The following is a 24,821-nucleotide window of genomic DNA, read 5'->3' as shown; positions in this document are numbered from 1 at the left end:
TGCACTGGCGCACACTGCTAAAAGATTGTTGAGCATCATTCAACAAAAAGACGGAATACAGCGAATTAAATTTAAGCGGGTTCTTTTGGTTGAGTTTCGTTGCTATTCTCAATTCATCGAAAACAGCCACAAAAACCAGGGGAATGTGAATGAGTATAAAAAATCTACCTGCCGACTATTTATTGGCTGCCCTACAAGGTGATATCGATAAATTAAAAACCTGCCTTGCGCTGGGTGTCGATATTAATACCTGCGATCGCCAGGGGAAAACGGCAATTACGCTGGCAAGTTTATATCAGCAATATGCATGTGTGCAGGCGTTAATTGATGCCGGTGCAGATATTAACAAACAAGACCATACCTGCTTAAATCCTTTTTTAATGAGTTGCCTGAACGATGATTTAACGCTGCTACGAATTATTTTACCGGCTAAACCCGATCTTAATTGCGTCACCCGTTTTGGCGGTGTCGGCCTGACGCCAGCCTGTGAAAAAGGCCATTTAAGTATTGTGAAAGAGCTTTTGACGCATACGGATATTAACGTCAACCAGACCAATCATGTTGGCTGGACGCCGCTACTGGAAGCGATTGTGCTTAATGATGGCGGGATTAAACAACAGGCGATTGTCCAGTTATTACTGGAACACGGTGCCAGCCCGCATCTGACGGATAAATATGGCAAAACACCGCTGGAACTGGCGCGGGAACGCGGTTTTGAAGAGATTGCGCAGTTGCTGATTGCCGCAGGCGCATAAACCGGGAGGCTTGCTATCGACACACCAGAAAGACGGTGTGTGTGGGCGCTAACTGCGGATGCGGATTTTCTGGCGCAGCGGGGAGAAGGTCAGGTTGAACAGGTCTTTGCCAGAGCGGTAAATATTGCACTCCCGGCTCACCAACAGTTGCTGACGCTACTTTGTGAAGAGTACGACAATGCGCCAAACAGTTGTCGGTTGGCACTCACTCACTTTGATGGTCTGTTCCGTCATGGCGATAAGGTTCAGTTTGACGATCACGGGATTACGGTTGGTCAACATATTCATATAGATAAGCGTCGTTGCCAGCGTTGGCTGTCTCCAGTACTGCAATTGACCACTGAGAATTTCCACTTTATCGCCTGGCAACAGTGGCACGACATTATTCATCAGCATCTGGGGGAAAATGAAACCCTGTTTAATTATTGCGGTGATAATCCGTTTTATCAGGCGTTAAATAAAGAATTACAGATTAAAAGACGTCGTGTAATTCAGGCATTAAGCGATAAACAAAATATCGCATCAGCGGTCGCTAACATGATGGGGTTAGGGATTGGGCTGACACCTTCAGCCGATGATTATTTAACAGGTCTGGCGCTTGTTTTATTTATTTCCGGACATCCGGCAGAAAAATACAAAGGGGAATTTTATCGCGGCCTGCAATGCGGCAGAAATAACACTACGTTATTAAGTGCCATAACGTTAGAAGCGGCATTGCAACAACGTTGTCGGGAAAATATTCATTATTTTATTTACGACATTATTTATAGCGTCCCTGGGAACTCAACTCAGGCAATAGAAAAGATTAAACATATTGGCTCCAGTTCCGGCTGCGACATGCTGTATGGCATGGCCGATGGTTGTGCGCTGAGCCAAACCTACGGAGGGAATTATGTCAGTTAAAATAGTCATTAAACCGAATACCTATTTTGATTCTGTCTCGCTGATGTCCATCTCCACGCGCGCAAATAAACTCGACGGCGTCGAGCAGGCATTTGTGGCGATGGCGACCGAAATGAACAAAGGCGTGTTGAAAAATTTAGGGCTGCTGACGCCGGAGCTGGAACAGGCCAAAAACGGCGACCTGATGATTGTCATCAACGGCAAACCAGACGCAGACAACGAGCAGTTGCTGGCGGAGATTGAAGAACTGTTCAACAGCAAAGCGCAAAGCGGCTCGCATGAGGCGCGTTACGCCACCCTTGCCAGCGCCAAAAAGCATATCCCGGAAAGTAACCTGGCAGTGATTTCTGTCAATGGCCTGTTTGCCGCGCGCGAAGCGCGTCAGGCGCTGCAAAACGACCTCAACGTGATGCTGTTCTCCGATAACGTCTCAGTTGAAGATGAACTGGCGCTCAAGCAACTCGCTCACGAAAAAGGGCTGCTGATGATGGGGCCGGACTGCGGCACGGCGATTATCAACGGCGCGGCGCTCTGTTTTGGTAACGCCGTGCGTCGCGGCAACATCGGTATTGTTGGTGCATCCGGCACCGGCAGCCAGGAACTGAGCGTCCGTATCCATGAATTTGGCGGCGGCGTTTCGCAACTGATCGGCACCGGTGGGCGCGACCTGAGCGAGAAAATTGGCGGTCTGATGATGCTCGATGCCATCGGAATGCTGGAAAACGATCCGCAAACTGAAATCATCGCGCTGATCTCCAAACCGCCTGCGCCTGCGGTGGCTCGCAAAGTGCTGGAACGTGCGCGCGCCTGCCGCAAGCCGGTGGTGGTTTGCTTCCTCGGTCGTGGTGAAACACCAGTGGATGAGCAGGGGCTACAGTTTGCCCGCGGCAGCAAAGAGGCGGCGCTGAAAGCGGTAATGCTCTCCGGCGTGAAACAAGAACATCTCGACCTGCATACCTTGAACCAGCCGTTGATTGCTGATGTCCGTGCGCGTCTGCAACCACAACAGAAATACATTCGTGGACTGTTCTGCGGCGGCACGCTGTGTGACGAAACCATGTTCGCGGTGATGGAAAAACATGGCGATGTTTATAGCAACATCCAGCCCGATCCGGAATTCCGCCTGCAAGATATCAACCGCAGCATCAAACACACCTTCCTCGACTTTGGCGATGACGACTTCACCAACGGCAAGCCGCACCCGATGATTGACCCGACCAACCGTATCAGCCGCTTGCTCGAAGAAGCGCGCGATCCAGAAGTGGCGGTGATCGTGATGGATTTCGTGCTCGGATTTGGATCGCATGAAGATCCGGTCGGCTCCACCCTCGATGCGATCAAAGAAGCGAAAGCGATCGCTGCAGCCGAAGGCCGTGAGTTGATCATTCTCGCCTATGTACTGGGCACCGATCTTGATACGCCATCGTTAGCACAACAGAGCCAGATGCTGCTTGATGCCGGGGTAATTCTGGCCAGCAGCAGCACCAATACCGGATTGCTGGCGCGTGAATTTATCTGCAAAGGGGAGGAAGCCTGATGAGCCAGTCACTGTTTAGCCAACCGTTGAACGTTATTAACGTCGGCATCGCCATGTTTAGCGATGACCTGAAAAAGCAGCATGTTGAAGTGACCCAACTCGACTGGACGCCGCCGGGGCAGGGTAATATGCAGGTGGTGCAGGCGCTGGACAACATTGCTGATTCGCCGCTGGCGGACAAAATCGCTGCCGCTAACCAGCAGGCGCTGGAGCGCATTACCCAGTCGCATCCGGTGCTGATTGGTTTTGATCAGGCGATTAACGTGGTGCCGGGCATGACGGCGAAAACCATTCTTCACGCCGGGCCACCGGTTACCTGGGAAAAAATGTGCGGCGCGATGAAAGGTGCGGTCACCGGTGCGCTGGTGTTTGAAGGGCTGGCGAAAGATCTCGATGAGGCGGCTGAACTGGCGGCTTCCGGGGAGATCACTTTCTCGCCGTGCCACGAACACGACTGTGTGGGATCGATGGCGGGCGTTACCTCTGCCTCGATGTTTATGCACATCGTGAAAAACAAAACCTACGGCAACATCGCTTACACCAACATGAGCGAGCAGATGGCGAAGATTTTGCGTATGGGCGCTAACGACCAGAGCGTGATTGACCGCCTCAACTGGATGCGCGATGTGCAGGGGCCAATGCTGCGCGACGCGATGAAAATTATCGGTGAGATCGATCTGCGCTTAATGCTGGCGCAAGCGCTGCATATGGGCGATGAGTGCCATAACCGCAATAACGCCGGGACGACTCTGCTGATTCAGGCGCTGACGCCGGGGATTATTCAGGCAGGCTATTCCGTCGAACAACAGCGCGAAGTGTTTGAGTTTGTCGCCAGCAGCGATTATTTCTCCGGCCCGACGTGGATGGCAATGTGTAAAGCGGCGATGGATGCGGCGCACGGCATTGAATACAGCACCGTAGTGACCACGATGGCGCGTAACGGCGTCGAGTTCGGCCTGCGGGTCAGCGGATTACCGGGGCAATGGTTTACCGGCCCGGCGCAGCAGGTCATCGGGCCGATGTTTGCCGGTTATAAGCCGGAAGATTCGGGGCTGGATATTGGAGACAGTGCTATTACCGAAACTTATGGCATTGGTGGATTTGCTATGGCGACCGCACCTGCAATCGTCGCGCTGGTGGGCGGCACGGTGGAAGAGGCTATCGATTTCTCCCGTCAGATGCGTGAAATCACCCTCGGTGAAAACCCTAACGTCACCATTCCGCTGCTGGGTTTTATGGGCGTGCCATCGGCTATCGACATCACCCGTGTGGGTAGCAGCGGCATTCTGCCGGTGATCAACACCGCCATCGCTCATAAAGATGCAGGCGTCGGCATGATTGGCGCGGGCATTGTGCATCCACCATTCGCCTGCTTCGAGAAAGCCATTCTTGGCTGGTGCGAACGTTACGGCGTTTGACTTACATGTTTATGCCGGATGCGGCGTGAACGTCCACGAGAATTGTAGGCCTGATAAGCGTAGCGCATCAGGCAGTCTGGCGTTGGTCATAACCCCATCACCCTCTGTAGCGGACATAACAACATGAAAGAACTTGTGGTCGTTGCCATTGGTGGCAACAGCATTATCAAAGATAACGCCAGCCAGTCGATTGAGCATCAGGCGGAGGCGGTGAAAGCCGTCGCCGATACGGTGCTGGAAATGCTGGCTTCCGATTACGACATTGTGCTGACCCACGGCAATGGGCCGCAGGTCGGTCTGGATTTACGCCGCGCGGAGATTGCCCATGAGCGAGAAGGGCTGCCCCTAACGCCGCTGGCGAACTGTGTGGCAGATACGCAAGGCGGCATTGGTTACCTGATCCAACAGGCGCTGAATAACCGGCTTGCCCGCCACGGCGAGAAAAAAGCCGTCACCGTGGTGACTCAGGTGGAAGTGGATAAAAACGATCCGGGTTTTGCTCATCCCACCAAACCTATTGGCGCATTCTTCAGTGAAACCCAGCGTGACGCATTACAAAAGGCAAACCCTGACTGGCGTTTTGTAGAAGATGCCGGACGGGGCTATCGCCGCGTTGTCGCCTCGCCGGAACCGAAACGTATTGTCGAAGCACCTGCTATTAAAGCGCTGATCCAACAGGGCTTTGTGGTGATTGGTGCGGGCGGCGGCGGCATTCCGGTGGTACGCAGCGAAGCGGGGGATTACCAAAGCGTGGACGCGGTTATCGACAAAGATCTCTCTACCGCGCTACTGGCGCGTGAAATTCACGCCGACATTCTGGTGATCACCACCGGTGTGGAAAAAGTGTGTATCCACTTTGGCAAACCGCAGCAGCAGGCGCTGGATCGTGTAGATATTGCCACTATGACCCGTTATATGCAGGAAGGGCATTTCCCGCCCGGCAGCATGTTGCCAAAAATCATCGCCAGCCTGACGTTCCTGGAACAGGGCGGCAAAGAAGTGATTATCACCACGCCGGAATGCCTGCCCGCGGCGCTGCGCGGTGAAACGGGCACTCATATTATTAAAACGTAAGGACGTAAGATGAAAGAAAGCAATAGCCGCCGTGAGTTTCTGAGCCAGAGCGGTAAGATGGTCACCGCCGCCGCGCTGTTTGGTACGTCTGTGCCGCTTGCCCATGCGGCAGCCTCTGACACAATCCACTGCGAAGCGAACAACACCATGAAAATCACTGACCCGCATTACTATCTCGACAACGTGCTGCTGGAAAACGGTTTTGACTACGAAAACGGCGTGGCGGTGCAGACCCGCACGGCGCGCCAGACCGTGGAGATTCAGGACGGCAAAATTGTTGCGCTGCGCGAGAACAAGCAGCATCCGGACGCCACGCTGCCGCACTATGACGCTGGCGGTAAGTTGATGTTGCCCACCACCCGCGACATGCATATTCATCTCGACAAAACCTTTTACGGCGGGCCGTGGCGTTCACTCAATCGCCCGGCAGGCACCACCATCCAGGACATGATCAAGCTCGAGCAGAAAATGCTGCCGGAGCTGCAACCGTACACTCAGGAGCGGGCGGAAAAACTGATCGATTTATTGCAGTCGAAAGGCACCACCATTGCCCGCAGCCACTGCAATATCGAACCGGTTTCCGGCCTGAAAAATCTGCAAAATTTGCAGGCGGTGCTGGCGCGACGTCAGGCGGGCTTCGAGTGTGAAATTGTCGCCTTCCCGCAGCACGGTTTGCTGCTGTCGAAATCGGAACCCTTAATGCGCGAAGCGATGCAGGCAGGCGCGCATTACGTCGGCGGCCTGGACCCGACCAATGTTGATGGTGCGATGGAAAAATCTCTCGACACCATGTTCCAGATTGCGCTGGACTATGATAAAGGCGTCGATATTCACCTGCACGAAACCACTCCGGCGGGCGTGGCGGCCATCAATTATATGGTTGAAACGGTAGAGAAAACGCCGCAACTAAAAGGCAAGCTGACCATCAGCCACGCCTTTGCGCTGGCCATGCTCAACGAGCAACAGGTAGATGAACTGGCGCACCGTATGGCGGCGCAGCAAATTTCTATCGCCTCGACGGTGCCGATTGGCACGTTGCATATGCCGCTCAAGCAGCTACACGACAAGGGCGTAAAAGTGATGACCGGCACCGACAGCGTTATTGATCACTGGTCGCCTTACGGCCTGGGCGACATGCTGGAGAAAGCCAATTTGTACGCGCAGCTTTATATTCGCCCTAACGAACAAAACCTGTCCCGTTCGCTGTTTTTAGCCACTGGTGACGTTTTGCCGCTGAATGAAAAAGGCGAGCGCGTCTGGCCAAAAGCGCAGGATGACGCCAGTTTTGTGCTGGTGGATGCCTCCTGTTCCGCCGAGGCGGTGGCGCGTATCTCGCCGCGCACGGCGACGTTCCATAAAGGACAACTGGTATGGGGGAGTGTGACAGGGTGATGTGCATTTGACGCGTTTGTAACGGCGAGCAGTAACCCCAGGGATGGGGTCGCCTGAATATGGCTTTGTTGGCTTTGATTCTCCTGAACATGAGAAATAGTGTGTGGTTCCACTAACCACACAGCAAATCTTACGAGTCGCCTTAAGCATTCGGCAACGCATAACACTTCACCGGTTTACCATCTTTCATTTCCATCAACATGCGGCTGGTCTGTAACGGCTTATCCAGCATATTTTGCTGGAATTGGCCGAACGCCTGACGGGCGTCCTTAATTGCGACTTTTGCGGCATTAAGCGATTGTTGTGCCATTTTCGCAAAATGACTTTATTGGCGTTGGTGGTATTCGTTTTTGTCGGCGTTCAGTAGCAGAGCAACCAGCGTTTCATCGCCCTTAATGTCAATCTCACTCATTTAATTGTCTCGTTGAATAGTGACTGGACGTTATTAGAAGCCGCGCACTCCATGAAAAATTTTCATCCGTAAGCCCGGCGGAAAAAAATAAAATCCACAATCTTTGTGTCATAAAGCATAAATTCTGTGAATTATTCCCATCAAGCGATTTAAATTTCTTACGCATGTGTTTGATCAATGTTTTTATGAGATATATAACGTTTTGTAGATGTAAAAATCGAGACTTTTCCTATAATGAGCGGGCGGTTTTTTTCCTTGCTGGTGATGTTCTGCCCTGCAAATTTCTTTTCCTTCACTCAAGGTATTTAGATGTTTTCGCTGACTTCGTTCCTCGACACGTTAACCTCTGTTAATCCAGAAAATGTGCCGATTTATGTCGCTATTGTGGCTGGGGGTTTGTTGTTGGGTTTCATTGTCCGTTACGCTATTCCTTCATTTAGGGTTTCAGCACGCTTTAAACAAAAAGCGAAAGCAATTCGGCTACTTGGCAATGAAAAACCGGCACAACAACTCGAAAAATTAGACGCGTTATTCTCTGATAAATTTTTTGCGCACCCCTGGAGCGAATTTAAAGAGTCTCTACATCGCCAGTTTGAGTTTGATGAAAACAGCGGGCAAAAAAAAATTAGCGCCATCCGCTCAACGGCTCCGTCGTCAGCATGGTTTACGGAACCGTTATTAGTCGAAATTCCTCTCTATACAGAAGCGTTTAAACATCTCCCTGGCATCCTGACCGGAATTGGGATTATCGGCACCTTTTCGGGGCTGATGATTGGTTTGCACCATTTTGACCCCAGCACGCCAGAGCAGGTCAGCGCCAGTGTCGCTAACCTTTTACGCGACGTTCTGTATGCGTTTTTAGGTTCGGCATTTGCTATTACGTTCTCTATTCTGGTCACCATGTTTGAAAAATGGCGACTGGCGCAATGCTATAAAAATCTTGAACTCCTTACCGCCAGCATTGACCAGCTTTTTGAAGGCGGCGTCGGTGAAGATTACCTTTCGCAACTTCTTTCCAGTACTAAAGAAAACACCACCCATGCGAGGCAACTTAAGGATGGTCTGGTCACTGACCTGCGTGAAATGCTGCAAAACCTGGTAGATAGCCAGATGCGGGAAAATCAAAAGCTGGCAGAGACATTATCAACGACATATCGCGAGTCAGGCCAACAGTTTGCTGAACAGGTCAGTGGCGCTATTGAAACCAGTCTGAAAAATCCGCTGGATAAAATTGCTGGTGTGGTGCAAACCGCTTCCGGCGATCAGAGCCATCGTGTGCAGTCGATGCTGGAGAACGTCCTGACTGCCTTTATGAGCAAAATGGATAACACCTTTGGTCAGCAGTTCACCACCATGCAGGAGATGATGGGGCGTTCTGTGGAAGCCATTCAGTCGATGCAAAGCGGTTTTTCTACGTTGTTGCAGGATATGCGTCAGGCCGGGGATGACTCACGTCAGGGCAGCGCGCAACTGATCTCTCAACTGTTAAGCGAAATGAAAAGCGGTCAGCAGGAGATGCAGGCAGGGATGAATGAGATGCTGCGTAGTTTGCAGGAGTCCGTTGCCCGTATTGGCGCAGAAGGTGAGGGTGCGGGCGAACGGATGGCACAACAACTGGAAAAAATCTTTGCCGACAGTGAAGCGCGTGAAAAAGCGATGGCGGAACAGATGCGCGCTTTTATTGAGGCTATCCAGTCCAGTGTTCAGCAAGGGCAAAATGAAACCATGGAAAAAATGGCGGCTTCTGTGGATACGCTTGGCAGTCATATGGCAACGCTTTTCGCACAACTGGAAAATGGCCAGCAGCAACTTAATCAGCAGCAAAATCAGGCGCAAAATCTGCTGATAGGCAATATGAGCAAAGGGGTGGAAGCGCTGACGCAAAACCTGGCGGGCGTATTCAGCCAACTGGAGTCCGGGCAAAAACAGATGAGCCAGACTCAGGAACAAGGGCAACGCGTGCTGCATGAAGAGACTCAGCAGCTCCTGGCACGTAGCGAAGCGCGTGAGCAGGCGGCGGCCGAGCAACAACAACAGTTTATGACGTCGTTACAGCAAACCATGCATTCCAGCCAGGATGCCCTGCGAGAGAAAATGACCAGCGGTATTGATCAATTGGGTAGCCAACTTGGCAGCCTGTTTGGACAACTGGAAGAAGGTCAGAAGTCGCTCAGTCAGCAACAGCAATCAGCGCAGAGTGCGTTGCAACAGGAAGCGCAGCGAATCATTGGTCAGCTTGAAAGTCAGGTTGAGTCGCTGATGCAGATGCTACGTGAACAGCAATCAGCCTCTGGCGAGTTGCTGCAACGGATGGCGCAAAACACCACGCGCCATCTGGAAGAGATACAAACAGGAGCCGACAAAATGCGCGTGGCCGCCGACCGCTTTGAAGCCGCGGGCGATCGCGTTGCCGAGGCTAATCAATTGACCGCCGAGGTGCTGAATAGCACGCAACAGGCAGGGCGCACGCTTTCCGGTGCCAGCGCGGAGTTGGGGGCATTGATTGCTGATTATCGTAATACCCGTGAAGTCGTGGCGAATGCCATAACCGCACTCGAAACGCTGATTAACCGTAGCCATGATGAACAATCATCCCGCAGCCGTTTTGTTGACGATCTGAAGGCGTATTCCGAACGCCTGCAACAATATAACCGCGAGGCTCAGGAGTTCCTGCATAACATTGCCGAGGTGATGGGAACCAGTTTTGAATCCTTTACGACCGGGGTGGAAAACGGCCTGAATCGTTCACTACAGGAGATGGATACGCAACTGACTAAAGCGGCAGGAGCCTTAAGTTCTTCGGTTGAGATTATCGGTGAAAGCGTGGATACGCTGGAAACGGTACTCCGTCATCGTCGCGCGTAAGGAACAGGCTGATGTTTAACCGGGTATTTAATGGCAGGCAACGGCGCAGCGATGAAGCGGAAAAACCTTTCTGGATCTCCTATGCAGATCTGATGACTGCCATGATGGTGTTGTTTCTGGTGGTGATGGTGGCGTCGCTTAGCTCTGTTACGCAGCGAATTCAGCAGGCGGAAGCCGGGGAGAAATCGCGCGGGCATGATATCGCTCGCCTGTGTGAAAAACTTGAACTTCAGGCAAAAAATCTCAACAAGACGATTCAGGTTGACTGCCATGATAACCGTATCAGCTTTGGTGAAGCAGGGCGTTTTGAGCACAATCGCTTCGCGCTTAACGCCGAAGGATTACAGGCGCTACAGGATGTGGTGCCGTTAGTGCTGGAGGCGGCAAATAGCGATGAAGGCAAAAAATGGTTTAAGCAAATTGTTATAGAAGGTTTTACGGATACCGATGGTTCTTATCTCTATAACTTGCATCTTTCGTTGCAACGCTCGGAGTGGGTGATGTGCAGTTTGCTGGATAGCAGAAGCGCGCTACAGCAAAAAATAACCCCGGAACAGCAAGTCCAGATCCGCAAATTATTTCTGGCGGGTGGGGTTTCGTTCAACAATGCGAAAGAGAGCAAAGAGGCCAGCCGTCGAGTAGAACTGCGGATGCAATTCTTTGGCCTGAAAGACAAAAAGCACGATGAAAGCATGGATGTTGTTCCAGGCATTAGCCAGGAAACCTGTCAGCTAGGAATCATGCAATGACTTCCGCTATTGAAAAACTGAAAACCCGCTTACTTCCCTACAGAGAGCAGAACGCGCAGCCGACGGTAAGCCACGCTTTTAACTATCTTCAGCGCGTTATCGCGCAACTTGAGAGAAAGGTAGATGCTCGCGCGGTGAAGATGGTTCCCCCTCTGGAGAAACGCCGACAGGCCATTGCCCGACTGCGTGCGGGGGAGATGCCAAAGCCCTTCGAATGGAAGATGATTTTTTTTGGCCTCAATGATGTAGCAGAAGGCGATCTGTTTGAAATTGCATTGATGGATGATGCAACAAACTTTGCGAGAATTATCGCTGAAATTGAACAAAAAATTGCGCAGCGGCGGTTAACGCGGCGGGAATGGCTGGCGTTATGTACCAGCTACTTTGGTCATGCCAGCGATACGCCAGAAAAGAATCCGCAGTGGCTGCAGCTACGCACGCAGATTTCACACGGTTTTCAACAGCTTAAGGAGAGTTCGCCGCGTCAGATGTCCTGGATGTCGGTCATTGACACCTATAGCGATATTTTTACCGATAATGCAGGGTTTCTTCTCGGACAACAGCTTGGGCGCGGAGAAATAACGGATATTTCGGTGCTGGAGAAAGTTGCGCAAATTCCGCAAACCAGTTGGTTATGGCGCAAAATTGTTAACCACCTGGTCAATGAGATTTTTCGCCAGAATGACGATGATTTTCAGCAGAAAATTAATTCGCTTATCGCGTTAAGCCGCCAGCTTACGCGGTTTAAAGATAATATTCTGGCAGCCACTTTGACCCGTTATTATCAGTCGGCTTTTAAACATCAAACACATTTCGAACTCAAGCAATTGGCCCTGGAATATTGGGGAAATCCGCAGTTAACCAGTCGTAATAAAAGCTGGCAGGTTCACGTTGAAAATCCCGTATTACTGATGGTGCAAGGGTGGTTCGCCAAAGACGACCTGAAACTGTTCTTTGAGTTGCTGAAAGGCAATCGGGATGTTGACCATGCGCGCCTGTTCTACTGGCTACGTTTTGCCAATCAGATGAGCTATACGCGCATTGTGCTGGGCGAAGAGGCGCTGCGATCCAAAGATGCCGATTATGTTGAGTTCAGGGCGAAAAACGCAGGGCGATTAAGCCGCCTGCAAGGCTCTGGTTCACGCGATAACAATGCCATGATTATGCGCATTGGCGATTATCTGTTTGTCGAATTTTCGAAAGTGGGGGCGATGTATGCCTACCATATGGGGAATGCGCCCTTTAATCCGGAAACCGGCATTCTTGATATTGATTATGATCTGAAAGATAAGCGGAATAACCGGCGCAAAGTCCGGTTGCGTTTACCGCATTTGTCGCCGGTATTTCGCTACTCACTCAACCGAATTGAAGGTTGGATGAGCCGATATGACGAAGAACTTCGTAAGTTGGGCATTGATTACGTTGCGGAAGATGTAAATCAGCCCTCTGTCACTTTGGATGCCTCCCGCTTCAATGCGTCAAAGACCGTGAGTCGGCCAGAGCCTGCATCGTTGCCTGAACATGAAGTCAGTGATGCAAAGTCAGACCGGGAAGAGCAAATCAACATCATCGCCTCAGCGTTAAAAGCCAAAAAAGAGCTACCTGGCCGGGAACAGCAAATCCGGGAGGTTATTCGTTCGGTCGATTGTAAAGTGATGGATAAACGAGGGCTGGGGGGCGCAATCCACATTCAGTTCAATGAGCCTGACCATGAAGCGGCGCAAAAATTACTCAGCCTCGGGTTTAAACCGGTGCTGGGTAAATTTACTTACTGGAGCAAATAGTGTTCAAAAAATTGTTGGGTAAATTTATTAAAGAGAATACCTCACTACCCGCTTCATTTGTGCCGCTGTATGTAATGAAAGAGGAGGGCTTTGCTTTCCCCTTTAGTCTTGCTGATAGTGAAGATAACTGGCCTGTCGCCTCATGTCTGGAACAGCTTCATGAGGAAGATTATGTTTCACACTGGTCTGATTGCTGGTTTCTTAGCTGGGATGATTTTTATCGCATCCGGAAAAATGATGACTATGCCAGCAGCCTGGCGATTTTCGCTTTTCCTCCACAGCGCAATCTGACGGCTCATCTTGCTGCAACGGGAAGTATTAGCGATGATACTTTTCGCGTTTTCATTGATAAATGGACGCAGCCCGACGACTATCGCCCCGTCGGAATAACTTGCACGGGAGCCAGCTTTTCCTCTGCGGAAGGCACCTTTGTGTTAAGCGAAGAGAACTGGCAGCTTCTGGACGCACTACAGCAACTCAGAGTGCAGCAGCGACAGACGCCGGGCGAAACGGTCAACCAAACCAGTTGGGCTAAAATACGGCGGCAGGCCAAAAAAGCAGGGGCAAAACTGGATGACTATCTCGCAAAAACGATCGTTATCAGGCCAGAATCGTTACAGTTAAAACTGCGAAAATCGCTGGTGGTAGATACTCCGGTACTGGAAATTGAACCGGTTTTTGATGAGCAGCCTGCAAACTGGTTACAGATTTTTGACCGTACGCAACAGGTGCAGGATCGTTACCGTGTTTTAGGGGATGATGGTGTCTTAAATCATGTCATTCTTTCTCCTGAAGTCAAAGACGTCCTGACCTCCGTGCACGCTATTACCGGGCGTCGCGTGGCGGGGGATGATGCGCTCTCATTTGTTCGCAATCCCTACACCTGGATTGGTGAAGAGGCGAGCCAGGTGCTCGATCCTGACGTTTACGAGCAGAATTTACAGGACGCCGGGATCTACTTTTATGATTTTCGTCTGGAGCCGCAGATCGATGAAAACAGGCAAATTGTATCTGTAACGCTTTTTCTCAGCCCCAGAACTGAACAATCCGTGCCGGATGAAACCTATATCTTTAAACGCCCAGGTGAACTGGCGGCGTTGCTCTCTGAACTGGAACAAAAGTTAGCGGCACAACTGCCCGCCGGAGTCTGGCAGGGTTACGATCTGGAGCTTTCCAGATTCAGCCAGGAAGAACTGCAAGGTTATCAGGCGTTGCTTGAAAACTGGCAGCAACAGGCGGCGGGAATGAATTTTACCCACGTTCTCGATCTCAACAAATACAGTGACCGGGTTATCGGGATCGGTGAATTTGAAAAAATCAGTTCGCCTTATCTGGTCAAAAGTGAAAGTGAAAAATGGCTTCCGGAGAACCTTGCGCAAGAGATGTGCGAGGTCATGTTCTCTGGCTGGGATCTCGATAATCATCAACATTTTCAGGAACTGGAAGAGCGGCTGGAAGAGGCAAAGGCCACGGATGCGCCGGAAGTTGCCATGCCCTGGAACGACAACCTTTTGCCTCGCGAAGAAGCAGAAATTTTCCACGATAAATGGAAAAAGAAAATCGATGGCGAAACAAATGATGGCGTAAGCAGTGAACCGGTTAGTCGTGCCGTTCTGCTGATAGAACAAAATATTGAGCAGGCGCTGTATGTTAAACAACGGCGGGATTCCTTGCTCGGCGCACATCAGGCAGAAGTCGAACTGCCGATGATCCTCAAAACGTCCATTCAGCTACGTGAACATCAGCGTAAAGGGGTGGCGTGGCTCCAACAGTTGTATCTAAAGTCGCCAACCGAGACGGCGGGATGTTTACTGGCGGACGATATGGGGTTGGGTAAAACCTTACAGATTTTAACCTTTCTCATCTGGCATCGAGAACGTTTCCCGGATGCGCCCCCCTCGCTGATTGTTGCTCCGGTATCGTTACTCGATAACTGGGAACGTGAGGTCGGGAATTTCTTCCTGCGCGAGCAGGTGTCGATTTTAAAACTCTATGGTAATGAGCTTAAGGCGAAGAAGTGCGCGAAAGAGAGCATTCCTCAGGCACTTAAAAGCAAGGGCATTAAGAACTTACTGCAAAATGACTGGGTGGGTGACGCGCATATTGTTCTTACTACCTACGAGACGTTGCGCGATCAGGAATTTTCCCTGGCTCGTCAGCCCTGGTCCATAATGGTGTGCGACGAAGCGCAGAAAATCAAAAATCCGGCGGCATTAATAACCCAATCGGCAAAAGCCATTCAGGCGCAATTTAAAGTCGCATGTACCGGAACACCAGTCGAAAACACCCTTGTCGATCTGTGGTGTTTATTTGACTTCGTTCAGCCGGGGTTGTTGGGGGCTTTAAATAATTTTGGTAAAGATTATCTGCGCCCCATTGAGCAACAGAATGATAATGCTGTCCTCGAATCGCTACGCAAATTAATAGAACCGCAGACACTGCGCCGCACCAAAGAAGAAGTAGCGAAAGATCTGCCGGATAAGATTGAAGATCAGTACTGTAAACAGTTGAATATGCTGCCATTGCAACGGGATCTCTATACCCACTCGGTTGTAAGCTGGCAAAACCAACAGGAGATCAGCGAAGGGCTGGATCAACGAGGCTCAGGTATGCTGGGGTTGCTGCATCGGTTGAAACTTATTTGCGCATGGCCTTATTCCGTAAGTGCAGATTTGCGCTTACGTAACGATGCTCCGAAAGTAAAATGGCTGCTGGAGACGTTAAACACCATTCGCCAGTCATCTGATGACAAAGTGATTATTTTTACGGAACTGCGCGATATTCAACGAGAGCTGCAACATCTGATTGCGCAGCATTTTGGCTTTAAGCCTTTTATTATTAATGGTGATACCAGCACCAAATCTGGCAGTGACCAAAATCGTCAGAGCCTGATCGATGCATTTCAATCAACGCCAGGTTTTAACGTTATTATTTTATCCACCATCGCCGTTGGGTTTGGCGTCAATGTCCAAAAAGCGAATCATGTCATCCACTTTACCCGCTGTTGGAATCCGGCGAAGGAAGATCAGGCGACTGACAGAGCCTACCGCATTGGGCAGCAGAAAGATGTTTACGTCTATTATCCGACAGTGCGTGATAGCCAGTTAATGACTTTTGAAGAAACGCTGGATGAATTACTGAACCGACGCAGAGCGTTGGCCAGAGATATGCTCAAAGGGGCAAGCGATCTGACCGCCGCAGATTTTGAAGCGGTGCTGGCGGGCGCTCCCCCGGCATAGGGAACGCAATGGTTGATGACAAGACTTAAAAGAGCGCGAAGTTGCCCCCTTCTATAACCCTGAATATGCCGGGGCAGGGCAAGTCAACCGACAGGGATTCGGTGTTGCTTGGTTTATGAATAATAAATATATTTTGTGAATGTATGAGTTGACATTTATATGAAAAAAATCATAATTCCATCAAGTTTGCATGGGGCGCTTTCTGTATCTTATGCATCGCACCAAAGCCTGACAGCGAATAATACTGTAAGGCTCATATCAAAAACCGCCATTAGCTCATCAGGAAGAGCAGACGACAACCAGGATTGTTGTATGGTACGGGGTTCGAGGCCTCGATGGCGGTCCAACTTCTCAATTAAGTTGATGACCTGGATATACCATTATCAGCTCATCGCTGTGTTACCCCTTCATAAATCAGCCGTAGCGCGAAGACACCGATAATCGCACCAATAATCCGACTGGCGACATGCTGCATACGCCCATATGCGCGACGCACGGTCGGTAAAGAAAACGCCTGGCTAAGAAATACACGCCAGATAACAGACGCGAGCACAATTCCTGCCCAGGCCATTAAACGCGCCCAGGTCGGCGTTTCTGCATTTAACGTCACTGAGAAGATACTGATAAAAAATAAAACTGTTTGTGGATTAGAGAGATCGGTAATTAATCCACGGCGGAAAAATACATACCACGGGGCACTAAGGGGCTGTTGTAGCGCGCTCATCTGTGGTGTTGATTGTCGGCGCATACTGTTCCAGGCAAACCATAAGAGATAAGTGCCGCCGACGATTTTAATGAGTGAGAAAATCTCTTCACACTGGGTAATGAGCGTTGCCATTCCAAACAACCCCAGCCCGGAATAGATGGCATCGCCCAACGCGACACCAAGCCCGGTGAGTACGCCCGCGCGACGGCCTGAAGCCAGACTGGTTTGAACCACGACAAAGAGATTTGCCCCGGGATTAAAAAAGGTGATAACGAACAGTCCAACGGTCAGGTAAACGGCGTGCAAAGGAACCATAGTGATTTCACTCATAAATAAGCTGAATTAACTTCATCATATTTATAGTAAAAATGACTGAATGCGAGCGCGATCACAAAGAACGCGGATCTAAAAAGAGTCGGCCCGAAGGGCGAGCCGCAAGGCGAGTAATCCTCCCGAATGCACCATCTCTTGCTTGATATGGCTTTAGTAGCGATATCAATATCAGCAGTAAAATAAGCTTTCCCGATGCATCCGTAGCTCAGCTGGATAGAGTACTCGGCTACGAACCGAGCGGTCGGAGGTTCGAATCCTCCCGGATGCACCATTCTCTTCGTATTATCCACGATTGATAATCTTCATGGTCTGCAAAATTGACGCAAGCACCAGGGAGGATAACGTTGCGCCAGCAACGGCCCGAAGGGCGAACGCCAGTGAGTCATCCTCCCGGATACACCATCTTCTCCAAAAGATCCCCTCAAAAATATTTCATTTCTAAATGACGATTTTATCCATTTCCTGAATAATCTTCCCCTTCGCCATCAGCGACAAAATCAAGCAATTACGCTAAAGTAGCGTCATATTTTTCGATTTGTGAGAAGGCCATGTACGAGCGTTATGCTGGTTTAATATTTGATATGGATGGCACCATTCTGGATACCGAGCCTACGCACCGTAAAGCGTGGCGCGAAGTATTAGGACGTTACGGTCTTCAGTACGATGTACAGGCCATGATCGCACTTAATGGTTCGCCTACCTGGAGTATTGCTCAGGCGATTATTGAGCTGAATCAGGCCGATCTCGACCCGCATGCGTTAGCGCGTGAAAAAACAGAAGCAGTAAGAAGTATGCTGCTGGATAGTGTCGAGCCGCTTCCTCTTGTTGAAGTGGTGAAAAGCTGGCATGGTCGTCGCCCAATGGCTGTAGGAACGGGGAGTGAAAGTGCCATCGCTGAGGCATTGCTGGCGCACCTGGGATTGCGCCGTTATTTTGACGCCGTCGTTGCTGCCGATCACGTCAAACATCATAAACCTGCGCCAGACACATTTTTGTTGTGCGCACAGCGTATGGGAGTGCAACCAACACAGTGCGTGGTCTTTGAAGATGCTGATTTCGGTATTCAGGCTGCTCGCGCCGCAGGCATGGACGTTGTGGATGTTCGCTTGTTGTGAGTGAGGCGCTATCGCTCTTCTCGTTGTTTGCCAGTAGTTTTCTCAGCGCTACACTATTACCCGGCAATTCGGAAGTTGTGCTGGTGGCAATGTTACTTTCTGGGGTGAGTCATCCCTGGGTTTTAGTATTAACAGCAACAATGGGTAATAGCCTTGGAGGGTTAACTAACGTTATCCTTGGGCGTTTCTTTCCATTGCGCAAAACATCGCGCTGGCAAGAAGAAGCCATTGGCTGGCTGAAACGCTATGGCGCAGTCACACTCTTATTAAGCTGGATGCCAGTGATTGGCGACTTACTGTGTCTGTTAGCGGGATGGATGCGCATCTCGTGGGGACCAGTAATCTTTTTTTTGTGCCTTGGTAAAGCGTTGCGCTACGTTGCGGTTGCAGTAGCCACCGTTCAGGGCATGATGTGGTGGCACTAATTGTAGGCCTGCACACATGGCCACCATTACAGTTATGCTAATTAAAACGATTTTGACAGGCGGGAGGTCAATTTGATCCCGGACGTATCACAGGCGCTGGCCTGGCTGGAAAAACATCCTCAGGCATTAACGGGGATACAGCGCGGTCTTGAGCGCGAAACTTTACGTGTTAATCCAGATGGCACACTAGCAACAACGGGTCATCCTGAAGCATTAGGTTCCGCACTGACGCATAAATGGATCACGACCGATTTTGCCGAAGCGTTGCTGGAATTTATTACGCCGGTCGATGGCGATATTGAACATATGCTGACCTTTATGCGCGATTTGCATCGCTATACCGCGCGTAACATTGGCAATGAGCGGATGTGGCCGTTAAGTATGCCATGTTACATCGCGGAAGGTCAGGATATCGAACTGGCGCAGTATGGCACTTCCAATACCGGTCGCTTTAAAACGCTGTACCGTGAAGGGCTGAAAAATCGCTATGGCGCGCTGATGCAAACCATCTCCGGCGTACACTACAACTTCTCTTTACCAATGGCATTCTGGCAGGCGAAGTGTGGTGATATCTCGGGCGTTGACGCCAAAGAGAAAATCTCAGCGGGCTACTTCCGTGCTATCCGTAACTACTATCGCTTCGGTTGGGTTATCCCGTATTTGTTTGGCGCTTCCCCGGCGATTTGTTCTTCTTTCCTGCAAGGTAAACCAACGTCGCTGCCGTTTGAGAAAACCGAGAGTGGCATGTACTACCTTCCGTATGCGACCTCTCTTCGTTTGAGCGATCTGGGCTATACCAATAAATCGCAAAGTAATCTTGGTATTACCTTTAACGATCTCTACGAGTACGTAGCTGGTCTGAAGCGGGCAATTAAAACGCCGTCGGAAGAGTACGCGAAGATTGGTCTTGAGAAAGACGGCAAGCGACTGCAAATCAACAGTAACGTACTGCAGATTGAAAATGAACTGTATGCGCCGATTCGTCCGAAACGCGTTACTCGCAGCGGTGAGTCGCCTTCTGATGCGCTGTTGCGCGGCGGCATTGAATATATCGAAGTGCGTTCGCTGGATATCAACCCCTTCTCACCGATAGGTGTTGATGAGCAGCAGGTGCGTTTCCTCGACCTGTTTATGGTCTGGTGTGCGTTAGCTGACGCGCCGGAAATGAGCAGTAGCGAACTTGCCTGTACACGCGTCAACTGGAACCGGGTGATCCTTGAAGGGCGTAAGCCGGGGCTGACGCTGGGAATTGGCTGTGAAACTGCACAATTCCCGCTGCCGCAGGTGGGCAAAGATCTGTTCCGGGATCTGAAACGTGTTGCGCAAACCCTGGACAGCATTAACGGCGGCGAAGCGTATCAGAAAGTGTGTGATGAGCTGGTAGCCTGCTTTGATAATCCCGATCTGACTTTCTCTGCCCGTATCTTACGGTCTATGATTGATACTGGCATTGGCGGAACTGGTAAAGCATTTGGTGAGGCTTACCGCAATTTGCTGCGTGAAGAGCCGCTGGAAATTCTGCGTGAAGAGGATTTTATTGCCGAACGCGAAGCGTCTAAACGCCGTCAGCAGGAAATGGAAGCTGCAGATACCGAACCGTTCAAGGTGTGGCTGGAAAAACACGCCTGACAGAAAAGAAAAAGGCCACTCGTGAGTGGCCAAAATTTCATCTCTGAATTCAGGGATGATGATAACAAATGCGCGTCTTTCATATACTCAGACTCGCCTGGGAACAAAGAGTTCAGAATATTTTAAAAAAAATTACCGGAGGTGGCTAAATGCCGTTGTTAGATAGCTTCACAGTCGATCATACCCGGATGGAAGCGCCTGCAGTTCGGGTGGCGAAAAAAATGAACACCCCGCATGGCGACGCAATCACTGTGTTCGATCTGCGTTTTTGCGTGCCGAACAAAGAAGTAATGCCAGAAAAAGGTATCCATACTCTGGAGCATCTGTTTGCTGGTTTTATGCGCAACCATCTTAACGGCAACGGCGTTGAGATCATCGATATCTCGCCAATGGGTTGTCGCACCGGTTTCTATATGAGTCTGATTGGTACGCCAGATGAGAAGCGTGTCGCTGATGCCTGGAAAGCGGCAATGGAAGATGTACTGAAAGTGCAGGATCAGAATCAGATCCCGGAACTGAATGTCTACCAGTGTGGCACTTACCAGATGCACTCGTTGCAGGAAGCGCAGGATATTGCACGTAGCATCCTGGAACGTGGTGTGCGTATCAACAGCAACGAAGAGCTGGCGTTGCCGAAAGAGAAATTACAGGAACTGCACATCTAGTCAGTTTAAGCAGAAGAAGCCGGACATGCAGTAGCACCGTCCGGCTTGCCTGATGCGCTACGCTTATCAGGTTGATGCAGGGAGCGCCAGGGTCTGGTTCCGGGATGACGGGCAGTTCCGGTGGGGTATACGGTCCTGCGGGAATTTCACTGGTTAAAAACCAGTTCTGGTTGTCGCTTTTTACCACGTTGTAGTCATAGGGACCGGCAACAATACGACCTTCTTTACTAAACGTTCCCTCTGATGCGCCAGTTATTTCAATAATGCGGATCCCTTCAAGCGTATCGGCTCCCTGACCACCGGCATTACTAACACTCACACGGGTATGACCAGACGTGTTGCCTTTTACAATTAATTTATCAGTCGCGGAATTATCATCGCCGAGTTCGGTACGCATAACTAACAAACCATTATTAGCAGTGTAATTGCCATTAATGGTGAGTGTGGCAGGCGTGAATTTGTCGCCATTTTTTGAGGAAGATAGTGTTGCTGTACCCGCCAAATCCAGTGTATTTAAGGTTTGTGAAAAACCGTCTAAATCGATATTCCCTTCACTGTCGACAACATAATCGGAGTTTGGGCTGAAGGTATCGTTGACACCGGCGCGCAAAGTGCCTTTATTTATATTCGTTTGGCCAGAGTAGGTATTTGCGCCTGTCAACGTCGTGACTCCGGAACCTTCCTGGTTAACTTCGCCTTTGCCAACTATATCTGCAGCCAGGATAAAATCTTCGCTGGAGTGGTTAAAATTAATTTGTGCAGCACTATCCCCGGCATTACTTCCCATATGGATAATCGGCGTCTTGATGATCCCCGCTTTCTGTTCTGCTTCTCCCTGCGCTCCACCAATGTTTAGAATACCGGTGCTGGTTTCTGCTACTCCCAAGCCAGATAAATTGATTAGCACTGACCGTGGCATTATTACTAACGGTAAGTATCCCCTTTGCCTCGTTCTGCGATGAGTTCAATCCCCCGAGGTTGATATATTCATTCACTGTTAATGAAGAATTTTCACCATCAACCAGCGTTTCACCGTATCCAGTCCCGTGAAAATCCCCTGTACTTCCAGTAAAACCAATGAGCACATCCTTTGATGCTGTAAGACGACCGCCATGCGTGATTTCGAGTTTACCTGTTCCCTGATCGCCGACCATCACATACGTTGCAGAAACGGAAGAACCCGCACCGTCAATAATGACTTGCCCTTGTGCCTGGTAATCATATTCACCGATTCTGAATTCATTTAAATCGGTGATAGTACTGCCGCTAAGCACCATTAAGGTTCCTGAACCACCATTGATACCTAAATAAATATTGTGTTCATAAGGCGATGCATTATTAATCGTCAGATGAGTATTGTTTTCTAATTTCATTATCCCTGAAGTTGCATTACCGATTGTGATTTTGGAGGTGGTCAGATCACGCCCGTCTATATTCAACGTACCTTCACTTGTTTCTCCAACATTAAGAAAACGAAATTGATCCCAGGTTGATGAATTATTTTCGGATGAGGATAGCGTTACAACATCATTATTGTTGATAGTAACATCGCTGTTGATACTTGTTGGTGGTGCCCATGCCAGTGAAACGGGTATTGATAACACGGTCGAAATAGCTATTGCCAGCGTTGACAAGGGATGCTTTTTGATGTTCATAAAGTTCCTTCTCATCCTTATGATTTATTTTAAGATAAATAACAAATCCACAGTAACGACGTAAAAACTTAATTTTTAAGACCACTGAAAAGGGTTACTGCTCTATCAAATGAAGAGTAGTGCGTGAAACCAATGTTTATAAACCAGTTTAATTTGTAATTAATTTAATATTAATTTGTTTTGATGGTTTAGGCGTTGTGCTAAAAAATAAGTTGCATAATTTTCCATAGGAAAAATCTTTAAATACATTAAGTGGTAAAAAGTGACAAAAAGAAAAGTTAGAAAAATCATCAAGATATATTCTGTCGAGTTTTTCTTGAATTTAATAATGATGGCAAATTAATTTTATGTTTATTGTTTGCACATTTACTTAGAGTTTGTAAATACCAGGATTATTGTCAAAAAAATAATATAAATATGCTTTCCGCACATCGATAAAATGCATAAAAACATGAGATAAAATATGCCGTTATTAGGAAAAATATAAATATATTATCTGTTTTTTTGATTGATGAACTGCTTATTAAACAACCCTGAATAATGGCATCATTTGGCATTGATAAAACAACCGTTTGCAGAATAGGCAAATAAAAAGGGAGCCGCAGCTCCCTTTGACAACATTAGTGCGCACCGCCTCCGCCGCCACCTGCGCCAAATGGCGGCCTGGCAAACCACACCAGTCCCAGCAGGACGAGGAATATCCCGGCCGACATCCAGAAGATCTCATTAGCGGAAATAATCAACCCCTGATTGGTGATCTGCTGAGCAATCCAGCCGGAAGCCTGCTGTTGCGTCATTCCCAGACCCTCCAGTTGATGGTACATCGCCTGGGCGTTCGGGTTATACGGATTCACCGACTCGGTCAACTGCGCATGATGCAGCGACTCGCGGTTGGTCCACATGGTAGTGGTTATCGACGTGCCAATAGACCCCGCCAGCGTTCGCGTAAAGTTGGAGAGACTCGACGCCGCCGCCAGTCGTTCAGGTGGCAAACCAGAAAGCGTAATGGTGGTCAGCGGCATAAAGAAGCAGGCCACCGCGAAGCCCTGGATAAACTGCGGCCAGGCCGACGCGCCAAAATCCATACCGGGTTCAAAGGTATAAGCACGCCAGTAGAAACAGACGGCATACATAATAAAGCTGAAGGTTACCAGCCGACGCATATCCAGTTTATGCGCAAAACGACCGATAATTGGCGACAGGATCACCGGGATAATCCCTACCGGCGCAGACGCCAACCCTGCCCAGGTTGCTGTGTAGCCGTAGACTTCCTGCAACAATTGCGGCAGCAAAACAATCGCGCCGAAGTAGAGCATATAAGCGAGGCTGATACACAAGCAGCCAATGGTAAAATTGCGTGACTTAAACAGCGACAGATCAACTATTGGGTTGTCATCTGTCAGCTCCCAGACAATCAGGAAGCTGATAGCCACTACCGCCACCACGGTGAGAATGATAATTTCCTGTGATGAGAACCAGTCCAGTTCTTTACCCCGGTCGAGCATAATCTGCAGGCTACCGATACCAATCACTAACAGCGCCAGCCCCACGGCATCAATCCGTCGCCGCTCGGTGCGGGTTTCGCGTCCGCGCAAGGTCTGTAGCGTCATCAACACCACTGCCACGCCAATTGGCACGTTGATAAAGAAGATCCAACCCCAGTGATAATTGTCGCTGATATAACCGCCGAGGATCGGGCCGCAAATAGGCGCGACAATCACCGTCATTGACCACAAGGCCAGTGCGATGGAACGTTTGGCTGGCGGGTAGTTATTCAGTAATAGACTTTGTGACAGCGGGATCAATGGCCCGGCGACAATACCCTGAATGACGCGGAAGAAGATCAGCATATTCAGACTACTGGAAACACCACACGCCCACGAAGCAATGGCGAAGGCGATGGTCGACCAGAGGAACAGCTTCACTTCCCCGACGCGCTTCGCCAGCCAGCCGGTAAGCGGGATCGAGATGGCGTTCGCCACCCCGAAGGAGGTGATCACCCACGTTCCCTGGCTGAGCGATGAGCCAAGGTTTCCGGCGATAGTAGGGATCGCCACGTTAGCAATGGTGGAGTCCAGCACCTGCATGAATGTCGCCAGCGATAGCGCAATTGTCATAATGACCAGTTGCGCACCTTCCAGCGGTTTTTGCTGTTGCATCACACG

The 24,821-nt window shown here is 49.9% G+C and carries 19 protein-coding genes, 1 tRNA gene and 1 pseudogene; 16 read left to right on the top strand and 5 right to left on the bottom strand.

The annotated features are described in order from the left end of the window. Positions 1-149 precede the first annotated feature (149 nt). From ESM_RS0106860 to ESM_RS0106835, 6 genes are all read left to right on the top strand, one after another. Positions 150-755 (top strand): ankyrin repeat domain-containing protein, encoded by a 606-nt coding sequence (locus tag ESM_RS0106860; RefSeq protein WP_000023625.1) that lies wholly within the window; start codon positions 150-152, stop codon positions 753-755. A gap of 39 nt (positions 756-794) precedes the next feature. Then, the gene (locus ESM_RS0106855) at positions 795-1,658 is read left to right on the top strand and encodes a DUF2877 domain-containing protein (protein ID WP_010377094.1); all 864 of its coding nucleotides are present in this window, start codon (positions 795-797) and stop codon (positions 1,656-1,658) included. After that, positions 1,648-3,195 (top strand): acyl-CoA synthetase FdrA, encoded by a 1,548-nt coding sequence (gene fdrA / locus ESM_RS0106850; RefSeq protein WP_000111807.1) that lies wholly within the window; start codon positions 1,648-1,650, stop codon positions 3,193-3,195. Before ESM_RS0106855 ends, fdrA begins: the two co-directional genes overlap by 11 nt. Further along, on the top strand, positions 3,195-4,613 hold the full coding sequence (locus ESM_RS0106845; RefSeq protein ID WP_000083466.1) for a DUF1116 domain-containing protein: 1,419 nt from the start codon (positions 3,195-3,197) through the stop codon (positions 4,611-4,613). The genes fdrA and ESM_RS0106845 overlap by 1 nt, the downstream gene beginning before the upstream one ends. Positions 4,614-4,736: 123 nt before the next feature. Next, on the top strand, positions 4,737-5,687 hold the full coding sequence (locus tag ESM_RS0106840) for a carbamate kinase family protein (RefSeq protein ID WP_000661655.1): 951 nt from the start codon (positions 4,737-4,739) through the stop codon (positions 5,685-5,687). 9 nt (positions 5,688-5,696) lie between these two features. After that, positions 5,697-7,079, top strand: a complete 1,383-nt coding sequence (locus ESM_RS0106835) for an amidohydrolase family protein (RefSeq protein ID WP_000665115.1) — start codon at positions 5,697-5,699, stop codon at positions 7,077-7,079. A gap of 142 nt (positions 7,080-7,221) precedes the next feature. On the opposite strand, the gene ESM_RS1000000126385 is transcribed toward ESM_RS0106835, so the two are convergent. Then, a complete protein-coding gene (locus ESM_RS1000000126385) occupies positions 7,222-7,389 on the bottom strand; it encodes a hypothetical protein (protein ID WP_010377087.1) in 168 nt (55 codons plus the stop codon). Positions 7,390-7,800: 411 nt separating this feature from the next. Here ESM_RS1000000126385 and zorA1 point away from each other — a divergent pair, with 411 nt between their 5' ends. The 5 genes and pseudogenes from zorA1 to ESM_RS1000000129625 all read left to right on the top strand — a co-directional run. Next, positions 7,801-10,356 (top strand): type I Zorya anti-phage system protein ZorA1, encoded by a 2,556-nt coding sequence (gene zorA1, locus ESM_RS0106820; RefSeq protein ID WP_000492261.1) that lies wholly within the window; start codon positions 7,801-7,803, stop codon positions 10,354-10,356. Between the two features lie 11 nt (positions 10,357-10,367). Then, positions 10,368-11,105, top strand: coding sequence for a type I Zorya anti-phage system protein ZorB1 (zorB1, locus tag ESM_RS0106815; RefSeq protein ID WP_000483326.1), 738 nt, complete (start codon positions 10,368-10,370; stop codon positions 11,103-11,105). Next, positions 11,102-12,889, top strand: a complete 1,788-nt coding sequence (gene zorC, locus ESM_RS0106810; RefSeq protein ID WP_000199504.1) for a type I Zorya anti-phage system protein ZorC — start codon at positions 11,102-11,104, stop codon at positions 12,887-12,889. Before zorB1 ends, zorC begins: the two co-directional genes overlap by 4 nt. Next, positions 12,889-16,128, top strand: coding sequence for a type I Zorya anti-phage system protein ZorD (gene zorD, locus ESM_RS0106805; protein WP_000473723.1), 3,240 nt, complete (start codon positions 12,889-12,891; stop codon positions 16,126-16,128). Before zorC ends, zorD begins: the two co-directional genes overlap by 1 nt. A 179-nt stretch (positions 16,129-16,307) precedes the next feature. After that, a pseudogene (locus ESM_RS1000000129625) lies at positions 16,308-16,482 on the top strand (hypothetical protein); the annotation flags it as partial. A 34-nt stretch (positions 16,483-16,516) separates the two neighbouring features. Here ESM_RS1000000129625 and ESM_RS0106800 read toward each other — a convergent pair. After that, on the bottom strand, positions 16,517-17,149 hold the full coding sequence (locus ESM_RS0106800) for a LysE family transporter (protein WP_000249004.1): 633 nt from the start codon (positions 17,147-17,149) through the stop codon (positions 16,517-16,519). Positions 17,150-17,361: 212 nt separating this feature from the next. On the opposite strand from ESM_RS0106800, the gene ESM_RS0106795 reads away from it, so the two are divergent. The 5 genes from ESM_RS0106795 to luxS all read left to right on the top strand — a co-directional run bounded on the left by ESM_RS0106795 (position 17,362) and on the right by luxS (position 21,001). Continuing rightward, positions 17,362-17,438: transfer RNA gene (locus ESM_RS0106795), tRNA-Arg, on the top strand. Between the two features lie 277 nt (positions 17,439-17,715). Then, positions 17,716-18,282 carry a fructose-1-phosphate/6-phosphogluconate phosphatase gene (gene yqaB, locus ESM_RS0106790; protein WP_000273323.1) on the top strand — a complete coding sequence of 189 codons (567 nt, stop codon included), beginning with the start codon at positions 17,716-17,718 and terminating at the stop codon, positions 18,280-18,282. Further along, a complete protein-coding gene (locus ESM_RS0106785; protein WP_001287460.1) occupies positions 18,279-18,707 on the top strand; it encodes a YqaA family protein in 429 nt (142 codons plus the stop codon). Before yqaB ends, ESM_RS0106785 begins: the two co-directional genes overlap by 4 nt. Before the next feature lie 72 nt (positions 18,708-18,779). Then, positions 18,780-20,336 carry a glutamate--cysteine ligase gene (gene gshA / locus ESM_RS0106780; RefSeq protein ID WP_000611837.1) on the top strand — a complete coding sequence of 519 codons (1,557 nt, stop codon included), beginning with the start codon at positions 18,780-18,782 and terminating at the stop codon, positions 20,334-20,336. Positions 20,337-20,485: 149 nt separating this feature from the next. After that, positions 20,486-21,001, top strand: a complete 516-nt coding sequence (gene luxS, locus ESM_RS0106775; RefSeq protein WP_001130201.1) for an S-ribosylhomocysteine lyase — start codon at positions 20,486-20,488, stop codon at positions 20,999-21,001. Here luxS and ESM_RS1000000129050 read toward each other — a convergent pair. From ESM_RS1000000129050 to emrB, 3 genes are all read right to left on the bottom strand, one after another. Beyond that, positions 20,943-21,788, bottom strand: a complete 846-nt coding sequence (locus ESM_RS1000000129050; protein ID WP_010377077.1) for an autotransporter outer membrane beta-barrel domain-containing protein — start codon at positions 21,786-21,788, stop codon at positions 20,943-20,945. The genes luxS and ESM_RS1000000129050 overlap by 59 nt on opposite strands. Further along, a complete protein-coding gene (locus ESM_RS1000000129045; protein ID WP_010377074.1) occupies positions 21,778-22,656 on the bottom strand; it encodes an adhesin autotransporter in 879 nt (292 codons plus the stop codon). The genes ESM_RS1000000129050 and ESM_RS1000000129045 overlap by 11 nt, the downstream gene beginning before the upstream one ends. A 620-nt stretch (positions 22,657-23,276) precedes the next feature. After that, positions 23,277-24,815, bottom strand: coding sequence for a multidrug efflux MFS transporter permease subunit EmrB (emrB, locus tag ESM_RS0106760; protein ID WP_001516928.1), 1,539 nt, complete (start codon positions 24,813-24,815; stop codon positions 23,277-23,279). Positions 24,816-24,821: the final 6 nt, after the last annotated feature.

This window comes from Escherichia sp. TW09308 (assembly GCF_000208565.1).
GTDB classification, from domain to species: Bacteria; Pseudomonadota; Gammaproteobacteria; order Enterobacterales; family Enterobacteriaceae; genus Escherichia; species Escherichia marmotae.
The sequence above is the reverse complement of the archived record's forward strand: the minus strand, read 5'-3'. Positions and strand labels throughout refer to the sequence as shown.

What these genes read in the sequence shown, in the direction of transcription:
- ESM_RS0106860 (WP_000023625.1), top strand. Translation starts at nt 150, where the DNA reads ATGAGTATAAAAAATCTACCTGCCGACTATTTATTGGCTGCCCTACAA.
- fdrA (WP_000111807.1), top strand. Translation starts at nt 1,648, where the DNA reads ATGTCAGTTAAAATAGTCATTAAACCGAATACCTATTTTGATTCTGTC.
- ESM_RS0106845 (WP_000083466.1), top strand. Translation starts at nt 3,195, where the DNA reads ATGAGCCAGTCACTGTTTAGCCAACCGTTGAACGTTATTAACGTCGGC.
- ESM_RS0106840 (WP_000661655.1), top strand. Translation starts at nt 4,737, where the DNA reads ATGAAAGAACTTGTGGTCGTTGCCATTGGTGGCAACAGCATTATCAAA.
- ESM_RS0106835 (WP_000665115.1), top strand. Translation starts at nt 5,697, where the DNA reads ATGAAAGAAAGCAATAGCCGCCGTGAGTTTCTGAGCCAGAGCGGTAAG.
- ESM_RS1000000126385 (WP_010377087.1), bottom strand. Translation starts at nt 7,389, where the DNA reads ATGGCACAACAATCGCTTAATGCCGCAAAAGTCGCAATTAAGGACGCC.
- zorA1 (WP_000492261.1), top strand. Translation starts at nt 7,801, where the DNA reads ATGTTTTCGCTGACTTCGTTCCTCGACACGTTAACCTCTGTTAATCCA.
- zorB1 (WP_000483326.1), top strand. Translation starts at nt 10,368, where the DNA reads ATGTTTAACCGGGTATTTAATGGCAGGCAACGGCGCAGCGATGAAGCG.
- zorC (WP_000199504.1), top strand. Translation starts at nt 11,102, where the DNA reads ATGACTTCCGCTATTGAAAAACTGAAAACCCGCTTACTTCCCTACAGA.
- ESM_RS0106800 (WP_000249004.1), bottom strand. Translation starts at nt 17,149, where the DNA reads ATGGTTCCTTTGCACGCCGTTTACCTGACCGTTGGACTGTTCGTTATC.
- yqaB (WP_000273323.1), top strand. Translation starts at nt 17,716, where the DNA reads ATGTACGAGCGTTATGCTGGTTTAATATTTGATATGGATGGCACCATT.
- luxS (WP_001130201.1), top strand. Translation starts at nt 20,486, where the DNA reads ATGCCGTTGTTAGATAGCTTCACAGTCGATCATACCCGGATGGAAGCG.
- ESM_RS1000000129050 (WP_010377077.1), bottom strand. Translation starts at nt 21,788, where the DNA reads ATGGGAAGTAATGCCGGGGATAGTGCTGCACAAATTAATTTTAACCAC.
- ESM_RS1000000129045 (WP_010377074.1), bottom strand. Translation starts at nt 22,656, where the DNA reads ATGAACATCAAAAAGCATCCCTTGTCAACGCTGGCAATAGCTATTTCG.
- emrB (WP_001516928.1), bottom strand. Translation starts at nt 24,815, where the DNA reads ATGCAACAGCAAAAACCGCTGGAAGGTGCGCAACTGGTCATTATGACA.